Origin of the sequence: Desulfobacter sp., assembly GCA_028768525.1 — a bacterium.
Classification (GTDB): domain Bacteria; phylum Desulfobacterota; class Desulfobacteria; order Desulfobacterales; family Desulfobacteraceae; genus Desulfobacter.
Window position 1 is genome coordinate 1,711,082 of the sequence record CP054837.1, and the last position, 20,923, is coordinate 1,732,004.

General features: G+C 53.4%; 18 protein-coding genes. 15 read left to right on the forward strand and 3 right to left on the reverse strand.

Features of this window, described 5'->3' with window-relative positions; translation table 11 throughout:
- The first annotated feature begins 83 nt into the window (after nucleotides 1-83).
- From HUN04_07835 to HUN04_07855, 5 genes are read left to right on the forward strand one after another with little or no spacing between them, the layout of a single operon-like run.
- On the forward strand, nucleotides 84-1,454 hold the full coding sequence (locus HUN04_07835; GenBank protein ID WDP89635.1) for an HDOD domain-containing protein: 1,371 nt from the start codon (nucleotides 84-86) through the stop codon (nucleotides 1,452-1,454).
- Nucleotides 1,444-2,844 (forward strand): L-seryl-tRNA(Sec) selenium transferase, encoded by a 1,401-nt coding sequence (locus HUN04_07840; protein ID WDP89636.1) that lies wholly within the window; start codon nucleotides 1,444-1,446, stop codon nucleotides 2,842-2,844. The genes HUN04_07835 and HUN04_07840 overlap by 11 nt, the downstream gene beginning before the upstream one ends.
- Nucleotides 2,841-4,070: a tetratricopeptide repeat protein gene (locus HUN04_07845; GenBank protein ID WDP89637.1), complete on the forward strand. Its 1,230-nt coding sequence runs from the start codon at nucleotides 2,841-2,843 to the stop codon at nucleotides 4,068-4,070. The genes HUN04_07840 and HUN04_07845 overlap by 4 nt, the downstream gene beginning before the upstream one ends.
- A 44-nt stretch (nucleotides 4,071-4,114) precedes the next feature.
- Nucleotides 4,115-4,684, forward strand: coding sequence for a D-sedoheptulose 7-phosphate isomerase (locus tag HUN04_07850; GenBank protein ID WDP89638.1), 570 nt, complete (start codon nucleotides 4,115-4,117; stop codon nucleotides 4,682-4,684).
- Entirely contained in the window at nucleotides 4,677-5,621 is a 945-nt protein-coding gene (locus tag HUN04_07855) for a hypothetical protein (protein ID WDP89639.1), read from the forward strand. The genes HUN04_07850 and HUN04_07855 overlap by 8 nt, the downstream gene beginning before the upstream one ends.
- Nucleotides 5,622-5,658: 37 nt before the next feature.
- Here the strand turns inward: HUN04_07855 and HUN04_07860 are convergent, their stop codons facing one another.
- The 3 genes from HUN04_07860 to corA form a co-directional block, all read right to left on the reverse strand.
- Nucleotides 5,659-6,582, reverse strand: coding sequence for a hypothetical protein (locus HUN04_07860; GenBank protein ID WDP89640.1), 924 nt, complete (start codon nucleotides 6,580-6,582; stop codon nucleotides 5,659-5,661).
- A 345-nt stretch (nucleotides 6,583-6,927) separates the two neighbouring features.
- Nucleotides 6,928-7,662 carry a mechanosensitive ion channel gene (locus HUN04_07865; protein ID WDP93204.1) on the reverse strand — a complete coding sequence of 245 codons (735 nt, stop codon included), beginning with the start codon at nucleotides 7,660-7,662 and terminating at the stop codon, nucleotides 6,928-6,930.
- Between the two features lie 1,880 nt (nucleotides 7,663-9,542).
- On the reverse strand, nucleotides 9,543-10,607 hold the full coding sequence (gene corA / locus HUN04_07870; GenBank protein ID WDP89641.1) for a magnesium/cobalt transporter CorA: 1,065 nt from the start codon (nucleotides 10,605-10,607) through the stop codon (nucleotides 9,543-9,545).
- A gap of 250 nt (nucleotides 10,608-10,857) precedes the next feature.
- Between corA and HUN04_07875 the strand changes: the two genes are divergently transcribed.
- The 10 genes from HUN04_07875 (at nucleotide 10,858) to HUN04_07920 (ending at nucleotide 20,857) form a co-directional block, all read left to right on the forward strand.
- Entirely contained in the window at nucleotides 10,858-11,106 is a 249-nt protein-coding gene (locus tag HUN04_07875; protein ID WDP89642.1) for a zinc ribbon domain-containing protein, read from the forward strand.
- Nucleotides 11,107-11,109: 3 nt separating this feature from the next.
- The gene (gene hemC / locus HUN04_07880; GenBank protein ID WDP89643.1) at nucleotides 11,110-12,039 is read left to right on the forward strand and encodes a hydroxymethylbilane synthase; all 930 of its coding nucleotides are present in this window, start codon (nucleotides 11,110-11,112) and stop codon (nucleotides 12,037-12,039) included.
- A complete protein-coding gene (gene cobA / locus HUN04_07885; GenBank protein ID WDP89644.1) occupies nucleotides 12,032-13,561 on the forward strand; it encodes a uroporphyrinogen-III C-methyltransferase in 1,530 nt (509 codons plus the stop codon). The genes hemC and cobA overlap by 8 nt, the downstream gene beginning before the upstream one ends.
- A gap of 3 nt (nucleotides 13,562-13,564) precedes the next feature.
- Nucleotides 13,565-14,548: a GTP 3',8-cyclase MoaA gene (gene moaA, locus HUN04_07890; GenBank protein ID WDP89645.1), complete on the forward strand. Its 984-nt coding sequence runs from the start codon at nucleotides 13,565-13,567 to the stop codon at nucleotides 14,546-14,548.
- Between the two features lie 249 nt (nucleotides 14,549-14,797).
- Nucleotides 14,798-15,199, forward strand: coding sequence for a hypothetical protein (locus tag HUN04_07895; protein ID WDP89646.1), 402 nt, complete (start codon nucleotides 14,798-14,800; stop codon nucleotides 15,197-15,199).
- Nucleotides 15,200-15,318: 119 nt separating this feature from the next.
- Nucleotides 15,319-15,900, forward strand: coding sequence for a sigma-70 family RNA polymerase sigma factor (locus tag HUN04_07900; protein ID WDP93205.1), 582 nt, complete (start codon nucleotides 15,319-15,321; stop codon nucleotides 15,898-15,900).
- Complete coding sequence (locus HUN04_07905) at nucleotides 15,897-16,343, forward strand: zf-HC2 domain-containing protein (protein ID WDP89647.1); 447 nt, start codon at nucleotides 15,897-15,899, stop codon at nucleotides 16,341-16,343. Before HUN04_07900 ends, HUN04_07905 begins: the two co-directional genes overlap by 4 nt.
- A 16-nt stretch (nucleotides 16,344-16,359) precedes the next feature.
- Entirely contained in the window at nucleotides 16,360-16,809 is a 450-nt protein-coding gene (locus tag HUN04_07910) for a hypothetical protein (GenBank protein WDP89648.1), read from the forward strand.
- Between the two features lie 142 nt (nucleotides 16,810-16,951).
- On the forward strand, nucleotides 16,952-17,977 hold the full coding sequence (locus HUN04_07915; protein ID WDP89649.1) for a GGDEF domain-containing protein: 1,026 nt from the start codon (nucleotides 16,952-16,954) through the stop codon (nucleotides 17,975-17,977).
- Between the two features lie 138 nt (nucleotides 17,978-18,115).
- Entirely contained in the window at nucleotides 18,116-20,857 is a 2,742-nt protein-coding gene (locus tag HUN04_07920; GenBank protein WDP89650.1) for a cache domain-containing protein, read from the forward strand.
- Nucleotides 20,858-20,923: the final 66 nt, after the last annotated feature.

A 20,923-nucleotide genomic window follows, 5' to 3' on the forward strand; every position in this document is an offset into this window, starting at 1 on the left:
ATAAGGCTTGAATCCTTTTTATAATTAATGATATCTAATACTATTTTACACAGGGCTGCTGAACGGACAGAAAAACAAGATAAATGAGCTATAGAACATTCGAGCATATTGCCGCCGGCCAATTCAAGGCAATAAAGCAGTCAGACCATATTCTCCAGGCTTACCTGGGCACCTGCCTGGGTGTTTCTCTTTATGATCCGGTTGCCAAAGCCGGGGGTCTGATCCATATTCTGTTGCCCGAACCGCCGGGCGATTACGGCAGCCCCACACCGGAAAAATACGCATCCACCGGCATTCCCATCCTCATCAAAACCCTTACCGGTATGGGCTGCCGCCCTGAAAACCTCAAGGCCGTTATTGCCGGCGGCGCCTTTGTGGGGCCGTTATCCCACCAGGACATCGGCCTGGATATCGGCGGAAGGTCGGCGGAAATCGCCCAGGAACTGCTCCGGGGCCAAGGCATTGAGATCATCAACTCCGAAACCGGGGGTTTTTTTACCTGTACCCTTGAACTGGATATGAAAACCGGGGACGCCCGGATCAAACCGGCCTGGGAACAAACCCTCGGGTCGGCTGACCATTTTTCTCCGCCGACCATAGAAAACATCCGGCAGACCATCGCCACCCTCAAGCCCATTCCCCAAACCGCCCTGAAAATCCTGAGAATGTTCCAGCAACACCGGTGCGGTATTGACGAAATCACCCTGGAACTGGCCCGGGACCAGGTGCTCAGCGCCCAAACGCTGAAACTGTGCAACTCGGCCATTTTTTCAGGCACCATGAAAATAGAAACCCTCAAGGATGCAGTGCTGCTGCTGGGCAGGGACATGCTGGTCAAAACGGTTATAACGGCGGCAGTGGAAGCCTACTACGACCAAACCGGAGCCACCGGATACTCCATGTGCAGGGGCGGCCTGTTTTTCCATGCCGTGGGTGTGGCCAAACTGGCCGAACACCTGGCAGACAACACTGAAAAAGTAGACGGAAAACTGGCCTACACGGCAGGACTCCTCCACGACATCGGCAAAGTGGTTCTGGACCAGTTCATTGCGGACAGCGCCCCGCTGCTGTTCAGAAATATCGGGAGAAACAGGGAAAGCTTTATCCGCTCGGAAAAAAAGATCCTGGGGATCACCCACTGCCAGGCCGGTGCGGTTCTGGCTGAAAACTGGGGATTTTCAGATACCCTGGCCCAGGTGGTCGCCCACCACCACAATCCGGAATCGGCAACAGCGGCAAAGGACCTGGTGGCCATTGTTTACATGGCGGACCTGCTCATGGAAAGATTCTTCACCGGAATTGACCTTGAAAAAATGCAGACCCGGAGCCTGGGAGGGGTGGTCAGACAACTGGGCCTGGAAAAAGTGGATCTCCCCGGGCTCATCGACGCCCTGCCCCTGGAGGCCCTGACCCCCAATCCAAAGCAAACAGACGGGACAATAGATGACAGATAAGCAGGCGTTATTAAAATCACTGCCCGGCGTGGACCATCTCCTGGCCGCAGCCGGGGAGGATGAACGGTTTAAAGAAATTCCCAGGAAAGTGGTGGTGGAAGCATTGAGGCAGAGCATTGACGCCGCCCGAAGAAAAATACTTTCCGGCGCCGGCGCCGACACCGGAGACCGGGCCATCATCAACGCCGCCGCCCAAAAAGCCGGGCAGGCGGTAAAAAACAGGTTGGTCCCCCTGATCAACGCCACCGGCGTGGTCCTCCATACCAACCTGGGCCGGGCCCTGCTCTGCCGGGACGCCCTGGAGAATATTCAGCGGATATCAGGCGCCTATTCCAACCTGGAACTGAACCTCGGGACGGGAAAACGGGGGATCCGCTATGCCGCCATCGAAGACCTGATCTGCGAGCTGACAGGGGCCGAGGCGGCCATGGCCGTGAATAACAATGCCGGGGCCGTGCTCCTGGCCCTGAACACCATCGCCCAAGGGGAGGAAGTGGTGGTCTCCCGGGGGGAACTGGTGGAAATCGGCGGTTCCTTCAGGGTGCCCGACGTGATGACCAAAAGCGGATGCCTGCTAAAGGAAGTGGGCACCACCAACCGGACCCATCCCCGGGACTATGAGGGCGCCATCAACGAAAATACCGGGCTGCTGCTCAAGGTGCACACCTCCAACTATAAAATCCAGGGGTTCACGGCAAGTGTCTCCCTAAGGGATATGGTGTCCATCGGCAGAAAACACGGAATTCCGGTGATGGAGGACCTGGGCTCTGGCACCTTTATTGATTTCAGCCCCTACGGCATGCCGGCGGAGCCTGTGGTGGCGGAGCGGGTGGCGGCGGGCGCCGATGTGGTGACCTTCAGCGGAGACAAGCTTCTGGGCGGTCCCCAGGCCGGGATCATTGTGGGCAAAAAAGAGACCCTGGACCGGATCAAAGCCAACCCCCTCACCCGGGCCCTGCGCATCGATAAAATGACCCTGGCGGCACTGGAAGCAACGCTCAAGCTTTACAGGGACACCGAACGGGCCGTCCGGGAGATTCCGACCCTGAGGATGCTCACCATGCCCTATGAGGCCATCTCGGAAACGGCGGAGACATTGTTTGAGATGCTGACAGATGCGTTGGGGGATGCTGTTGATATCCGTCTGGCAGACATGGAATCCAGACCCGGCGGCGGCTCTTACCCCGATCTAAAGCTGCCCACCCGGTGTATCACCCTGAGGCCGGTCCATATGTCCGTATCCGCCCTCGAAAAACAGCTGCGGGCATCGAATCCGCCGGTGATGGGCCGCATTGAAGATGACAGATTCATCATGGATCCCAGAACCCTTCAACCCGGACAGGAAGCCCTGCTGACACAAACCCTTAACAGGCTGATTCATAAAAAATGATCAAAAAATTCACCTCAACGGAAATTCATTTTTTAAAAACCGGATCCGGCGACCAGCCGGTATCCCCCCCGGATATTTATCTGTCCGACCTGCTCCACAGCCCAACGGTCCAATTCACCGCATTTGAAGGGCGGCTGGACCAGGCCCCCCTCCCCGATGACAAATTCATTGCCGCCGTGGTCCGCATCGCCCCGGATGGCTCCGATGACACAGGGGAAAAGGCCGGAGAGGTATTCGAATCCTGCTTTAACGCCATCCTGAATAAGAACCGTGGGATATGGGAAAGCCTGGACCAGGCCACCTTTGCCCTAGTCTTCTGGGATTACGATACTGAGAAAGACGGCACCCGGCTTCTGGGCCTGTTAAAAGAAAAAATTGAAAAGCGCCTCAAGGCAGATCTGATCATGGGACTGGCGGCTTACCCCTTCCAGGATTTTTCCCGGAATCATATCCTGGGTAACGCACTCAAGGCCCTGGATCATGCCGCCTTTTTCGAACCGGGCCGGATGATCTCCTTTGATGCGATTTCCCTGAACATCAGCGGGGACAGGCTCTATCAGCTCAAGAAACACCAGGAGGCCATCGAAGAATACAAAAAAGGCCTGCAGATACTGCCCAAGGATATCAACCTCATCAACAGCCTTGGGGTGGCATACGGGATCACGGGACAGCTGGACAAGGCCCTGGAACAATTTGAACAGGCCTCGGCCATCAACCCTGAAGAGGTAATGGTCATTTACAATATCGGCCTGATCCACCGGATAAATGACAATGAAGACCGGGCCATGCTCTATCTGAAAAAGGCCCACGGCATCAATCCGGACATATTTGAAATCGAACTGCTTCTAGGCTATCTTTTGTTCAAGGACGGGCAGTTTGACCGGGCCATTCCCCACCTGGATACCGCCATCGGGCTGAAACCGGAATCCGGCACCCCCTTTAGGATCAAGGGACAGATCTTCCTGGACAGAAAAGACGCCCCCGGGGCCGGGGCCGCCTTTAACACGGCCGTAAAACTCAACCCCACAGATGCTGCCGCCCTGTCAGGTTATGCCCATGCCATGGCCCTGCAGAAAAAAAACCTCGGCATTGCATTGAGCTTTGCCCAAAAGAGTGTGGCCATGGATCCGGAAAATGCGCTATTTGTGAGCCGCCTGGAAGAGATCCAGGATATCCATGACCAGGTTCAATCACAGAACCGGGCCAACGCCATTAAATCCGCCTGATCACCCCCGGCGGTACACCAAAAAGGACCCCTCAAAAGGACCCCATGAAAGAGATCATACAAACGGCAGTTGCAGAAAGCATCCGTGCCAAGGAAAAATTTTTCAGCAGCCACACCGACCTTGTGATGGACTGTGCCCGGGCCATGGCCCGAACCCTTGAATCCGGAGGCAAAATCCTGCTCTTCGGCAACGGGGGCTCGGCAGCCGACTGCCAGCACATTGCCGCTGAATTCGTCAACCGGTTCCAGATCGAGCGGCCGCCCCTGGCAGCCATCGCCCTGACCTGCGACACCTCCATTATCACCAGCATCGGCAATGACTACTCCTATGACGAAATTTTCCTGAAACAGGTACAGGCCCTGGGCAGAAAAGGAGACATGGCCATCGGCATTTCCACCTCGGGCAACTCCCCCAATGTGGTATTGGCGGCCGAGGCAGCCAGGGACATGGGGCTGACCCTGGTTGGGTTTTCGGGTCCCGGAGGCAAGCTCAAGGCGATCAGCGATATGGCCTTTTGCGTGGATTCACCGGTCACGGCCCGGATCCAGGAGGTCCACATCCTGCTGGCCCATGTCCTCTGCGACCTCACCGAAAGGATGATTTTCAATGGCTGATGCAAAGAAACTGGATTACAGCAAACTGTCCACCTATTCCATCATGGACAGGAAAAGCCTGGTTTCAAAGGATGATTTTGCCCGGCCCTGGACACGGGGCGGTGGCCTGGACCAATTCCTGGACCGCCTGCCGACCATCCTGGCCGGAAAGGATATCCGGGCGGTGATTGCCGCCATGGCCGAGGCCGCCAAAGAAAAAAAACAGATCTGTTTCGGCATGGGGGGGCATGTGATCAAAACCGGGATGCCCCCCATCCTCATTGACCTCATGGAACGGGGAATCCTCACCCTCATCGCCATGAACGGTTCCTGCATCATCCACGACCTGGAAACCGCCCTCACCGGACGGACCAGCGAAGACGTGGCAACCAGCCTGACCGACGGCAGCTTCGGCATGGCCAGGGAAACCTCGGACCTGCTCAACATGGCCATTGCTTCGGCAAAGGAAAAGGGCATGGGGCTGGGAAGGGCCGTGGGACAAATGATTCTGGACCAGGACCTGCCCTACAAGGGGTTGAGCATCACCGCCCAGGGCGCCCGGCTGGATATCCCGGTCACCGTCCATGTGGCCGTGGGCACGGACATCATCCACATGCACCCGGATTTTGACGCAGGGGCCTGCGGTAAGGCATCCCACGACGATTTCCTTGCCTTTGCCCGGCAGGTGGCCGGCCTTGAAAACGGGGTGTTCATCAATGCCGGATCCGCAGTGATCCTCCCCGAAGTTTTTCTCAAGGCCCTGACCCTGGTCCGGAACCTGGGACACCGGGTGGACGATTTCACCACGGTGAACCTGGATTTCATCCGCCACTACCGCCCCATGACCAATGTGGTCAACCGCCCCACCCTGGGCAAAGGGAAAGGCTATGCCATTGTGGGGCACCACGAAATCCTCATTCCCCTCATCGCGGCCGGGGTCATAGAAGCCCTTCAATAAGGCGCCCGGAGCCGACACCGGGCCCTTTGCACAGGCGTCAGGCGGCAGACATTTCCCGCCTGGCCGTCTCTGAGGAGATCAGTTCTGCGGTTCCGTCCGTCCCGGCCTTCAGCCTGGCAAGCGATACCGGCGGTTTCGTAACCCGGCCGTCCGCCCCCATTTCTCCCAACTCGGTCACGATATGGTCAACCCGGTCAAGGCACACCATATCCTGGTCAGCAGCGGCCAGAGACACCTCCTTGCCCCCTCCCCCGAAAGCGTTCCGGACAGTTGAACGCTGGGGGGAAAACCACAGGCTTGGGGCAACAAAATAAACGGTCCCCCCAGTTGACCTGAAGCGGTCCACCATCGCTGCCGTATCTTTGGGTGCAAGGATTTTTTGGTCTGCCGTAACGGTCATGCCGCCCATAAAGAGCCGAGCAGTCCCATCTGATCCATCCGGATCCTTTCCCGGGGGCAGTATCTGGGCATCAATTCCCGCCTCAGCAAGAGCCTCTTTGGCCCTGCGGGCCCCCTCGCCCGAACGGTCAAGGAGCACCACCCTGAAACTGAATTCCAGTTCATTTCTGGCCTGGATCAGGATATCTTCAATCACCTTATCGGCCTGGAGAACAAATATGGTATCGCCCTCATTGATATAGGCCAGTCCGTTTTCAGCAACGAACCGCCCATAGCGGTCCAGCTGGTCAATTTTTTCTTCCAGGCTTTCCAAGGCCCGCAGCCTCATACAGCCGGGTTCCCGGGAGTTCGAGTTCCCCAGATCCGATTCAAAGAAATCAAGCAGATGCATCAAAAGGGTATTTCCGGGCCGGGATGCCCTCACGGCGTCTGCAAACTCCCGGCAGAGGCCTTCAACATTCTCTTCCGGACATTTTAAACGGTTAAGGGATTCGACGAGTACGTTCAGAGACAGACGAGCCGATTCGGTATTGTCCTGGACGCAGTTGAGATCTCGAAGCATAGTCTTCAAGCGAGGATAAATCATAAAGCCACCCATACATAATAATCCGGTTCATTACCAGATGTGCCAACTTCAATTTAAGGAGCTGCTCGGTCCTGTTGCATGTTGCGCGGGGAGGGAGTAGCGGCCAATCATTTTATAGGCGGGCTTTTAGCATAACAAACCACTGATTTCAATAAAGAATCTCACTTCAGCAAAACTTAAGATTCAACATATATTCATAACTTTTTTTGAACATATCCATCAAAAGATTCCCCTATCCACGGCGCTACCCGGATTGCCCCGACAGGATCTAGGGAAAACAGGATTGATCTTATGTAGTAAATAGAAAACCCAATGCCGTTTTTAGCTCCCGACTTCAATACCAGGGATGTTTTTTCCTGATTCCGATTTGGGATTTTCGCCGGGGGAGTCCGCAATTGAGCGAATGTGAATATCCCGCTGGGGAAAGCTGATTTCAATTTTTCTTTCCCTGAATAGTTTGTCGATTCTGAACCTGATATTTGTTTCCACCCTAAGCATGTTGTCAATATCGGTCCATATCCGGAGCCTGAAAATCAGTGCACTGTCCCCAAAATCCCGGAAAAGGACATCCGGTACTGGGTATCCAAGTACCCTGGGGGTGTTTCTGGCGATCTCCAGCAGTGTTTCCCGTACCAGTTCTACATCAGAGCCGTAGGCCACGCCGACATCGATATTTCTACGTATCCGCTTGTCTTTGAAACTCCAATTGGTCACCTGGTTGCTTATGAAATCGGCATTGGGAATGATCAGGGAGGCATTGTCATAGGTCTGCACCACGGTGGACCGTACATTTATTTTTTTTACCTGGGCCCAGATACCGTTGACTTCCACATCGTCCCCGACCTGTATGGGCCGCTCAAACAGCAGGATGATGCCGGAAATAAAATTATTGAAGATATTCTGGAGCCCGAAACCAAGCCCGATACCCAATGCGCCGAAGGCGACTGCCAAGGATGCGGTATTCAGGCCGAACACATGCATGGAAATAAGAATCCCGAACATCCATATCACATACACGGTGATGGTGGTGATGGAATCCTGAAGCCCCAGCGCCATTCCGCTGCGGCTTAAGAATTTAGATTGAAACAGCCATTTCCACATCCGGGTCAACGCATAAGTAATCAGCAGCACAACGATGGCAGAAATAACCCCCATGAGGCTGAACTTCATATTTCCGATGGTCAGGGGGAGGGCCAGCACCTGGTATAACCGCCCCAGAACAGTTTGCGGGTTTCCCCAGGCCAGCAGCAGAACAACGATGAGAGAAACCAGACAGAAAAACTGCCCCGCCCTTATCATTAACCATTGGATGGGATAATTGTCATAAAGGAACTCGTCCCGGTTCTGACTGCTCTTTTCCCTGTAGTATCCATCCCATTCCTTGATGAGAGAATAAAAAAGGCCCCACCAGAAAATAATTGCCAGGCTCTGGGCCCAGGATACGAGCCAGTGAAAGGAAAGCGAACCATAGCCGATCATGTCGAGGACAAGGGTTACCCCGGAGACAAAGATGGCCAGATATTTAACTGACAGCCCTATCAACAGCGTTTTTCGAGTGCCATGCCCCTCTGTTCTGTGAATATGCTTGAAACTCATCGCCCGCCAGGTGACCAGTGAAACGAGGAGCATCCATAGCGCGCCTGCGATACGGAGAACCGTCAGCAGTCCGGATTCCCGTCCCAGGATGTAATACACCGGCACATATATAAAAAGAATAGAAACCACCCCCTTGACCACACGGGCGATTGACCGGGCATTGTTTTCTACACCCATTGCGCCGGCGTCAAGGGCGCGTCCTATCCATCGGCCCATAAGTGACACCAGAATCAACAAGGCCGTCATCTCAAAGGCCGGGGCCACCAGGAACATGGTATCCAGACGGCTGTAAAGAAACAGGGTCAGCGCCGTGCCTCCGGGAATGATGGACAGGGTGAAAAGGGCCGCTGTCATCTGGTGCCAGTTTCCCAGTTGTTTAACAAAAGAGGCCTCCTGTATTCTTGATGCAGCCTTTCTTATCCGGGCCAGGATCACCAGGACACCGGAAAAAACCAGGAGGAATGAGACCGCAACCAGTCCGGCACTCTGCCAGAGCTTTTGCCCGCCCTTGGTCCAGAATTCAGGCGCAATGAGCAGCACGGCCCGCTCGCCTAAAAGGCGGATCTCACCTTTCAGCGCCGATAATGCATCAAGCCGGAAGACCTCCTTTTTCCGTTCAAAAAGATTTTTTGCTTTCCGCTTTTCAATGGCGGCCCCAAACTGGGCGTCCAAGGCTGAAAAGGCCTGTTGAATATCGGCCAATTGGGCCAACCGTTCCTGGTAAATCCGGTCCAGTTTTAATACCAGGGTTTCTTTTTTCTTGAGCACACCGGCAAGCTGTCTGGCCGTCTTTTCAAGCTCCTTAGTGACGGCATTGTTTTTTTCTTCAGTGTTGATTTTGGCCAGTTCCGCAACCTGCTTATCAATCAGTTGTTTTTGTTGCTCCAGATTTTTACGCTCAAGGGTTAAGGCATCCCCGCCAGGCGTCACTTCGTCAATCATTTTCTGGACCTCAACCAAGGAGGTTTTGATCTCGGCCCTGGCCTTCTGAAGCAATGAAACGTCCACCCCTGTGGATAGTATCATGTTGCCATAAGTGGATAATTGAAGCTGGTATCCGTTGGCTGCCGCCGCAAGAAAAATTTTTTCTTTTTCTACCCGTGCCAGGCGCTCTTTGTAGCCTTCCAGATTGGCCTGCTCCGCTTTCAGGGAATTTTCCAGGGGCTGGCCCAAATCACTGACCAGATTCTGTGCGGAACTCTCGTCCGGTTCTGCATAAACCTCTGTGATGCTGGAGAATGCCAAAAGGGTCAAAATAGGGACAAACACCCACAAAAAAATGATTTGGACCGTTTTTCTTCTCACCTGAGCACAGGATTCACCAACCATGGATCGTTCTCCTAGAACCATTTTTTCCATTTAAAATAAATAACCATTACGCTTCCCACCGCTGCCATGATTCCCAATAGCCCGAAATACCCCCATTGCCATTCCAGTTCCGGCATGAATTTGAAATTCATCCCATAGATTCCGGCAAGAAAGGTCAAAGGAATAAAAATGGTGGCGATGATGGTCAGGGTTCTCATGACTTCGTTCATCCGGTTGCTCTGGGCGGACATATAAAGCTCCAACATGGAGCCCAATAATTCACGAAAGGTATCAACCGTATCCAGTATGTGAATGACATGATCGTAGACATCGGCAAGGAAACGGTCCGTTGACCCGGGCAGCAGAGGGGACTCGGATTTCATCAGCCGGGTCAAGGCCTCCCGCACCGGCCAAATCTGCTTTCTCAGGAAAATCATTTCACGCTTTAGGCCGTGGATGCGTTCGAGTTGATCGGAATAAATGCTGTCAAGCATTTCACGCTCCAGGGATTCAATTTCATCCCCGATCTCTGCGAGTGTAAGATAATAGTGGTCAACAATCGAATCAACCAGGGCATAGGCAAGGTATCCGGAACCGGATTTCCGGATGCGCCCCCTGCCGTTGCGGATTCTTTTCTTCACTGGAGCCAGGCAAGGGTCTTCCTTTTCCTGGAAGGAAATCAACACATTGTCACAGACAATCAGGCTGGTGTGATATGCGGATAGCAGTTTTTCTAAAGGATCGTAGTCAAGTTGCTTCAGGGCCACATAAAAATAAGTTTCAAAGTCCTCAAACTTGGGACGTTGGCCGGGATTGACAACATCCTCCAGGGTCAATGCATGGATATTAAATAATTCACCGATCCGGGAAAGCACGGCCTCACCCGGAAGGCCAAGGATATGGATCCAAACAATACCGCTTTCATTAATGAAAGATACAGCGGAATGGATATCATCCAGTTCAGCCTCCTCCAATGAATCTTCGGTGTATGCGATCATTGAGATCCGGCTTTCCCCCGCATCAGGCCCTTTTATATCATAAAGCGTCCCCGGGGAAGCACCGGCATGTTTTTTAGACTTCCTGAAAAATCTTGGCATGATTTCAATCCATTATAAGCCCATAAAAAAAACGATGAAAACGACGGCTATCCATTATAGATGCTAAACCCAGTGAATACAAGATTTAGGAAAACGGATCAAAGTGTCTTGCCCTGGGGTTAGGATTTTTCAAAAACAATTGATGTGGGATTGAATATCCCGGATTCTTTCAGTTCCGACTTGAAAATACCGGGGTAAACCCTTATATTAGTTTGTTTATTGAAATTTGAGACAGCAATAGAGGTAAAAAATGCCAATTTACGAATATAAATGCAATGCCTGCGGCAAGGATTTTGAAACCCTGGTCATGGGCAGTTCCAAACCCCAGTGCCCCGAATGTGAAAGCCAGGACCTTGCCAGAAAGATGTCCAGATGCGGATTTGTATCAAAATCCCAGGGCCCCGGAGGCCAGGTTCAGACTACCACTTCCGCAGGCAGCTCTGGCTGCGCCGGCTGTACGTCCACCAATTGCAGTTCCTGCAGCACCAGCATAGGATAATCAATGAAAAATAAAGTGCGCATCGGCACCCGGGGAAGCCAACTGGCCCTGTGGCAGGCCAACTATATCAAAGGCCGTATCGAACAGGCCTTTGAGCAGATCGAAGTTGACATCGTCATCATTAAAACCACCGGAGACCGGATCACGGACCGCCCCCTGGCCATGGTGGGGGGTAAAGGGCTCTTTGTTAAAGAAATCGAAACCGCCCTTCTGGAAAACCGCATCGACCTGGCCGTCCATTCCATGAAGGACATGCCCGGAGAACTGCCTCCGGGCCTTGTCATCGGCGCTGTACCCGAGAGGGAAAATCCCTTTGACGTTCTGATCAGCCGGGAAGGAAAGGCCTTTTCAGACTATCCCCAGGGGGCTGTCATCGGCACCTCCAGCCTGAGACGGGGCTCCCAGCTCAAACATGCCCGGCCCGACCTGGAAATCAGCTCCATCCGGGGCAACCTGGACACCCGGCTCAAAAAACTGAAATCCGGGGAATACGACGCCATTGTGCTGGCAGCCGCCGGCCTGAGACGCCTGGGCCAGGAAAAGGAAATCTCAGAATACCTCAACGAAGAGATCATGGTACCGGCCGTGGGACAGGGCGCCCTCTGTATTGAGACCCGGGAAAATGATCCGGACATGGCCCCTGTCATGGAGGCCCTGGATCATGGCCCCACCCGGGTCTGTGTAGAGGGAGAGCGGGCCTTTCTTAAACAGATCGAGGGGTCCTGCCATATTCCGGTGGCCTGTTTCGGCAAGCTGATTCAGGAAGATATTGTACTTACGGCAATTGTCGCATCGGAAGACGGCAGTGAAGTCATCAGGGAAAGCATCGCCGCCCAGGCCGGAAACGTGGCCCAAAAAGGACGGAAACTGGCAGAACAGCTGCTTGAAAACGGCGGCAAACGCATATTGGAGAGTCTGAATTCAAATGAGTAATCACACAGGCAAGGTATACCTCATCGGTGCCGGCCCAGGAGACCCCGGGCTGCTCACCATCAAAGCCAAAGAATGCATTGAAAGCGCAGATGTTGTGGTCTACGACTACCTGGCCTCTCCCTATCTGCTGGAATATGCCCGCAAAGATGCAGAGGTTATCTATGTGGGAAAAAAGGGCGGGGACCACACCCTGACCCAGGATAAGATCAACCTGCTTCTGGTGGACAAGGCCAAAGAAGGTAAAAGCGTGGCCCGCCTCAAGGGCGGCGACCCCTTTGTATTCGGACGGGGGGGCGAAGAAGCCCAGGAACTGCTGGAATACGGGGTCTCCTACGAAGTGGTGCCCGGGGTAACCTCGGCCATCTCCGCCCCTGCCTACGCCGGCATCCCCGTGACCCACAGGGACCATACCTCCTTTGTCTCCTTCATCACCGGCCATGAACGGCCGGATAAGGCGGAAAGCCGGATGCAGTGGGATGTATTTGCCAAATCCGACGCCACCCTGGTTTTTCTCATGGGGGTGAAAAACCTGGCGAACATCGTGAAAAACCTCATGGCCAACGGCAAACCCGCAGACACCCCGGTGGCCTTGGTCAGATGGGGGACCACCACCCGGCAGCAGACCGTCACCGGCACCCTTGAAACCATTGTGGATGTGGTAAAGAAGGCGGGACTGAAATCGCCTGCCATCATCGTGGTGGGCCATGTGGTCTCCCTGCGGGAGGAACTGGCCTGGTTCGACAAAAAGCCCCTGTTCGGCAAACGCATTGTCATCACCCGGGCCCGGGCCCAGGCCTCCGGCCTGGTGGCGGAACTGAACCGGCTGGGCGCCCAGTGCATTGAAATCCCCACCATAAAGATTACTCCGCCAAAAGACAGGACGCCCCTGGAAGAGGCCATAGACAACCTGGATAAATACGACTGGCTGGTGCTGACCTCGGTGAACGGGGTGAAGTTCTTCTTTGACACCCTCTTTAAAAAAGGCAAAGACGTCAGGGCCCTGGGCCACCTGAAATTCGCCTGCATCGGGCCGGTGACCAAGGAGCGGCTGGCGGATTACGGCATCATCTCCGATATCCTGCCGGAAACCTATAGGGCGGAATCCGTTGTGGACGCCTTCTCGGATGTGGACATCAAGGATAAGAAGGTCCTGCTGCCCCGGGCCAAAAAGGCCAGAACCATCCTGCCCGAGGAGCTGACCAAAATGGGCGCCCTGGTGGATGAGGTCACGGCCTATGAGACCGAACTGGCCGACGACGGCAAGGAAGCCCTCATCGACCTGCTCCGGGACAATGCAGTGGATGCGGTAACCTTTACCTCCTCCTCCACGGTGAGCAATTTCATCTCCCTGCTTGAAAATGAAGACGCCCCTGCCCTGCTCAAGGACGTGGCCCTGGCCAGTATCGGCCCCATCACCTCGGATACGGCAAAATCCCTTGGGCTGACGCCCACGGTGGAGGCCGATCCTTACACCATCCAGGGGGTTATTGACGCCCTGCTCTCTCACTATGCAGGTAACTAGACCATGATTGCAGGCAACCGTCCCATTAATTACCTGAGGATCTCAGTCACGGACCGGTGCAACTTCAGGTGCCGGTACTGTATGCCCGCAACCCCCTTCAGGGTGATAGAGCACGACCGGATTGCCAGATATGAGGAAATTCTGAGGATCACCAACCTTGCCTGTGACATGGGCATTACCAAGGTGAGAATCACAGGGGGAGAACCATTTGCCCGCAAAGGGATTCTCTCCTTTCTGGAACGGCTCTGCCGGATCGATGCCCTAAAGGACATTTCCATCACCACCAACGGGGCCCTGCTTACCCGGGACAAGCTGAAGGCCATCAAGGCAATGGGGATTTCCCGCCTGAACTTCAGCCTGGACACCCTGGATCCCCAGCGGTTCAAGGAAATCACCCGGCGGGACCGGTTCCACCAGGTATGGCAGGCCATAGAAACGGCCCATATGCTGGGCTTCTCTCCCCTGAAAATTAACACCGTGGCCCTGCGGGGATTCAACGACGATGAAATCCAGGATATTGCAGGGCTCACCCTGAAATATCCCTTCCACATCAGGTTCATTGAATATATGCCCATGGGAGATACCCCTGTGGAAAAGGCACAGCAGATCCTCACCAGTGACATCCAGGAGATCATCACGGCAAACCACGGCCCCCTGACGCCGGTGCCCCGGGGCGAAAACGACGGTCCGGCAAAAAACTACAGGCTGAACAATGCCAAGGGTATCCTCGGGTTCATAACACCGGTGAGCTCCCATTTCTGCAGTGAGTGCAACCGGCTGCGGCTGACCTCCCGGGGGACACTCCGTCCCTGCCTGCTGAGAAACTATGAAACAGACATTCTCACCCCTCTTCGGGCCGGCGCAAAGGACAATGAACTGCAACAGATCATTGACGCCACCCTGGCCCAAAAACCCCTGTTTCACGACCTGGGCAGCCGAAGTGTCAAAGATGCCCCCATCAGCCATATGACCAGTATTGGCGGCTGATGAAATGAATTCCCCTGAGGCCCGTGTATTTTTATGGTACACCGGCCTCAGGACTGCCTTTGCCTTTTAGACCGGCAGCCTTCTTCATCAGAAAAACGGTCAACGGCCGTGAACCGGCATTCAGGGCCGGGGTGCCGGTGTATGCAAAGGGCCTAATTTTTTTTTGAAGTTTTCTGGTTTTCCGGTGTCTACCCCATTAACCGGGCAGTCTTTACGCCCGCCATGGTAAACACCATTGAGGAGGACATCATGAAAAAGCAAATTGCCATTGTTGCCGCAGCCTTTTTGATCATCGGGCTTTCAACCGCATCTGCCCAGGCAGGCGCGGCCCGCCGCCACACCATCGAAGGCATTCTCATCGGCACCGGGATCACCCTTTTGGGGACAGCCATCGCCAACAGCATATCCCATCCCGCCCCGGAAAGGACAATTGTTCACCACCGGTATGATGCCCGGTATGCCCCCCACCACAAAAAGCATAGAAGGGGGCACTGGGAAATATGCAGAATTTGGGTAAAGCCGGTATATACAACCAGTTGGCACCCTGGCCACTACAATAAACGGGGCAGATGGACTCCCGGCAGGCACCAGAGGCGCCTTGCGAAAAAAGGACACTGGGAAAGAAAACGGGTGTGGGTAAGACAACACTGAAACTTTTAACCCGCCGACGTACAGAATTTGGACTGGACTGCATGGCAGAAACGTCAACACCGAATACAATACCATCCCTTTCCGGCACACGGGGCCGAAATCTGCCGGAAGGGGAGACCATGGATGAAGCCGCCCTGGTGGAAAGGCTGAAACTTGGCCAGGACTGGGCATGCGACCGTTTGGTTCGGCTCTACCAGGAGCGGCTGCTGAAAATCGCTTACGGCATCACCCTGGACCATGAAGAGAGCCGGGAAATCGTCCAGGATGTCTTTGTCAATGCCGTCACCAATATTGCACAATTCCGGGGCGACAGAGGCCTGGGGCCCTGGCTGAGAAAAATCACCATCAACGCCTGCCTCAACTGGAAACGGAAGTGGAAACGGCGGTTCAGATGGCACCACACATCCCTGGAACCGGACACTGAATTCCTGGTCTACGACCGGGCATGCCAGGGCAGCACCCCGGAAACGAAACTCAGGGAAAAACAGGAAGAACGGGCCCTGGACCGGGCCGTGGGTAAACTGCCCGAAAAAATCAGGACGGTATTTGTGCTCAAAACAGTGGAAGGACTCTCCTACAAGGAAATTTCCCGGCTTCTGGGCATTAAGGAGGGCACCGTAAGCTCCAGGCTTTTCAGGGCTAAAAAAATGATTCTGGACCACCTGGAAACGCCCCATCATACCAAAGGGAGGACCCCATGATATCGTGCACCGCCTATAGCGAAGAATTCATCAGTCGTTTTGTGGACAATGAGGTATCATCCTACAAGCGTGACGCCTTTATCCGCCACATGGCCGGTTGCCCCGACTGTGCCGCAAAGGAAGCGGCATACAGGCAGTTATCCCTGGGGGTCAGCCGCCATATTGACGCCCAGGCCCAGAGGATTCAAAATGAACTGCCCCCCATTTCCGTCCGCAGAACCACCCGTCCAGGAGGCCGCAGACGTTCAAGGGGATTCACTCTGAAACTCGCCTCATTGGGTACGGCGGCCCTGATTTTGGCGGTGGCCGTGTTCCCCTGGACCCGGACGCCGATCAATGAGCCGTCAGCCATTGTAAATTCAGTTGACACCACCGGCTCATCGGTTATGATCATTGACACCCCGGATACCCGGCACACCATTATCTGGTTTTCCGAAATCTGAGGCCGAAAGGAGAACAATGTATAAAGGTCTTAAAATACTCATCCTAATCATTTCCGCGGTCTGGCTGTCGGCCCTTCCGGCCCTGGCCGGGTCCACCTACCACACCCGGGTCAGGGTTATCCAGGCCGGTCAGGGGCCGTCCCATGTGGATCCGGGCATTCGCAATGTGGTCAGGGAAATCCAGCCGGTGTTCAAATACACCCGGTTCAAACTGATCAAAGAGAAAACCATGGTCCTGTCCCAGGGGCGGAAGGGTCAGATGTCCCTTCCGGGCCGGCGCAACCTCACCATTGTCCCCCAGGGCATGTCCGGCAACCGCATTCAGTATAGTATCCGTATTAATGCCAAAGGCAAACAGGTTTTCCGCACCGGAGTGGCATTGAAAAACAATGGCAGTGTCACCATCGGCGGGCCCCGGGTTTCCAAGGGAATTCTTCTGCTGGATATCCAGGGGCGGGTCCAATAAATTTCGGCCATAAATTTCTATTGATTCATATTGACTTTCCTTTCAATGATCTTTAAAGCAAGGATGATGATTTGCCCGACACCGGAAATGGCGGGCACAGAACCGGACCATGCAGGAGAGATGCGCTAAGCAGGACAAAAATATGGAAATACCCAAGGCATTAATTGACAGGCTCAAAGAAAACGAAGCCATTGCAAAAAAATTCACCGAAATTGAAATCAGCATCCTATCCATATTAAACTTCAATGATTTTTTTGAAGGGCTTTTACGAGAGATTTCCGATAAATTTTCAATTCCCCATATCTGGATCTCCATCATCAGTGAAAGCCGAATCGCGGCCCAGCTCAAAGAGAACAACGGTACCGAACTACTCAGGCGGTCATCGGCATTTGTGCCCAAAGCGGCCTTTCTCTCCATAATCCAAAATAGCAGCAAACCTCTTCTGGCCAACCAGGATTTGGACCGGTTCAGCCAGCTTATGCCGGAATTAGGCGATTATAGCATCGGATCCATCGCAGTGGCGCCCATCACACTTGACGGGGAGATCGTGGGCAGCATCAACCAGGCGGATCTGGATCCAGGCAGGTTCGAGCCGGGAATCGACACCTCTCTGCTGGAACAACTGGCCCTGAAGGTATCCCTCTGCCTTTCCAATGTAACTGCCCATGAACAGCTTAAATTTCTTGCCTTTCACGATCCGCTGACCGGCCTCTTGAACCGGGGGGTCATGGAGCGGGTAATGGACCGGGAATTTTTAAGGGCGAAACGGTATGAAACCGAATTATCCATCATATTTCTGGACCTAGACGATTTCAAAACCATCAATGACTCAGCCGGCCATGATGTGGGGGACAATGCCCTCTGCCTGATTGCCGACACCCTCACACGGCTCAAGAGGGATTCGGATATCGTGGCCCGGTTTGCCGGAGACGAATTCGTGGCCATCCTCCCCTCCACGGGTAAATCACAGGCAGAAAACTATATCAGGCGGGTCACCGCCGACCTGGACGCCCACCCCCTGGCATTCAAAGATCAACAGTTCTGGGTAAAACTGAGTTACGGCATCGCCAATGCAGCGGATGAAGGGGTAACCGATGCCCCGTCGCTGCTGAAAGCTGCGGACCAGGCACTCTACAGGGAAAAAAGCAGAAAAAAATCACGACTGTAATTCCCGCCGGCCCTGTTTTTAAGCGGCCAACCGGTTTTTTATGGCTTTATGCGGTTGTTTAATATACTATTCAACTATCTAAAAAAACGGTGTCTGACAGGCAAATCAGAAAAACAGTAGAGAATGTCACAGGGCGTTATGAAATTTAAACATCTCACATTCAGAAACAGGCTGATTTTTTCGTTTTTACTCATTGCAGTACCACTCATTCTGGCCTCCAACGGCATTCTTTACTTCCAGGTTAAAAAAATTCTGGAACGCGGGATCGAAAATGAACTCCAACAAAGTGCCGACACCCTGGCCGGCCTGATCCGGACCACCGCAGGCATTACAATAAAAACCCGGCTTCAGGGTATTGCTGAGAAAAACTTTGAAATCGCCGAATATTACTACTCCAAGCATCGATCCGGCCTGATGACCCGCCAGCAAGCCATCAACACCATCGAAGAAATTTTTCTCAATCAGTCCATCGGTATCTCAGGATATATCTACTGCCTTAACAGCCGGGGCGACGCCATTATCCACCCCAACGAAAGAATCAAGGGCATCAATCTGGCACACATGGAATTCGCCCGCAAACAAATGGCCATGAAAGACGGGTATCTGGAATACAAATGGAAATCTCAAGGCGATGATTCACCCCGCCTCAAAGCAGTCTTTATGGCATATTACAAACCCCTTGACTGGATCATTTCGGCCTCGACTTACATGGACGAATTCAGCTACCTTGTAGACGTAGATGAATTCAAGGATGAAGTACTTGACTTCAAATCAGGTAAAAGCGGCTATGCCTTTATTATTGATGAATCCGGAACTTTTCTGGTCCACCCCACTCAATTCGGGGAAATGCCGATAGATGCGTTTAAAGAGACGGCGGTAATAAAGAATATGCTGGACCAGAAAAACGGAAAATTCAGATATACCTGGCAAAGCCCCAAGGACAGCAGTTTACGGGATAAACTGGTTATTTTCAAACACCTTCCTGAATACCATTGGATCATCGGAGCCACAAGCTATACGGACGAAGTTTATACCCCCTTATATACCTTCAGCACCATACTTCTAGCCGATATTCTCATTATTCCTGCTGCCTTTGCCCTGCTTGCGTTTCTGGCATCTAAATCAATCACCCGTCCCCTTGACCGGCTGGCTGACACCCTGGATGCCGGCGCCAAAGGCGATTATACCATCCGCATGACTCCCGGGCCGGATGATGAATTAGGAAAAATAGCCGGGCATTTTAACGCCTTCATGGACCAGCTTGAAAAATACCACGACCAGCTGAACCAGGAAATCCAAAAAACGGTGGATACCCAGGCCGCCCTGGTCGACAACGAACTCAAGCTCAGGGGATTGTTCAACCGGTCCTTTCAGTTCACTTGTATTTTATCCCCCTACGGCATTTTGGAAGAAATCAACCAAAGTTTAATGGACTTTGCCGGGTGCACAGAAGGAGAAGTCCTGTACCGTCCATACTGGGATATGCCATGGTGGGAGGATCATGAAGAAGAAAAAATTCAGCCGGTAATGGCCGCTCTCCAAAAAGCAAAACAGGGGGAAACCGTCCGCCTGGAAACCACCCATGTCGACCGGGCAGGCCGGGTCAAAAATATAGATATGTCGGTCAAACCCATATTCAACACCAATTCTGATGTGGAATTTATCGTGGTTGAGGGGCGTGATATCACGGAATTGAAGCAGGGGGAAGATGAACGGCGAAAACTGGCGGTCCAGCTTGAAAAATCGCAGAAAATGGAGGCCATCGGGACCTTGGCCGGCGGCATCGCCCACGATTTCAACAATATCCTGTCCAGCATTTTCGGTTACGCCCAATTGGCCGAAATGACCCTGGACACCCCGTCTAAAACCCGCAGCCACCTGGCCCAGATTGTAAAAGGCGCCCAGCGGGCGACGGGACTGGTTCAGCAGATACTCACCTTCAGCCGGCAGAATGATTTTGAAAAAAAACCGCTTAAATTCAGGCTGGTGCTAAAAGAAGCCCTGAAGCTGCTCAGGTCGTCAATTCCGACAACCATAGATATTGTATCCAGGGTAAACAGCCGGGATATGGTCAATGCTGATCCCACACAGATGCACCAGGTGATTATGAACCTTTGCACCAACGCCTTCCATGCCATGCAGGACACCGGAGGGGTTATGACTGTGAGCCTGGATACGGTCGATGCCCCCGAAGAGGCCCATTGTGATGACAGCACCAAAGCCCGGTGCGGCCCCTATTTAAAACTGGAAATCACCGACACCGGCCACGGCATGGACAGAAAAACCCTGGAAAAGGCGTTTGATCCCTATTTCACCACCAAAGAAGTCGGCCACGGCACGGGATTCGGACTGGCACTCGTCCATGCCATTGTGGACGAACATGAGGGATTTATTCATGCAGAAAGCGAACCTGGTGTGGGGTCAAGTTTTTATATTTATCTGCCGGTGGTTGACGATAGAAGAAATGAAAGGCCCTCCCCCCTTCTCACCGATGCCGCCCCCATTGGCGGCAGTGAGACGGTTATGGTGGTGGATGATGAGCCGGATATCCGGGATTTCATACGTGAACTGCTTGAAAAATTCGGCTATACCGTACATCTTTATGAAGACGGGCAGAGGGCGCTTGAAGCATTTGCCAGGACACCCGATCTATTCGATCTTGTGGTTACGGATATGACCATGCCGGCCATGACCGGGCTTGTACTTGCCGATGAAATTTCAAAACTGAGAACAGGGGTGCCTGTCATATTATGCTCAGGATACAACGACAGTCTGTCCGACAAGGGGCCGGGCAGTTTATCGGTTACCTGCTTTCTGCAGAAGCCCATCATCAACAAGGAGTTTCTTAACTGCGTCAGGGAAGCCCTGGACAACACGTAAAACCGCGCCTACCCATCAGTAGGGCCTGAAACTCTTTCGTCCAATAAAAAAACCCCGGCAGCGGTA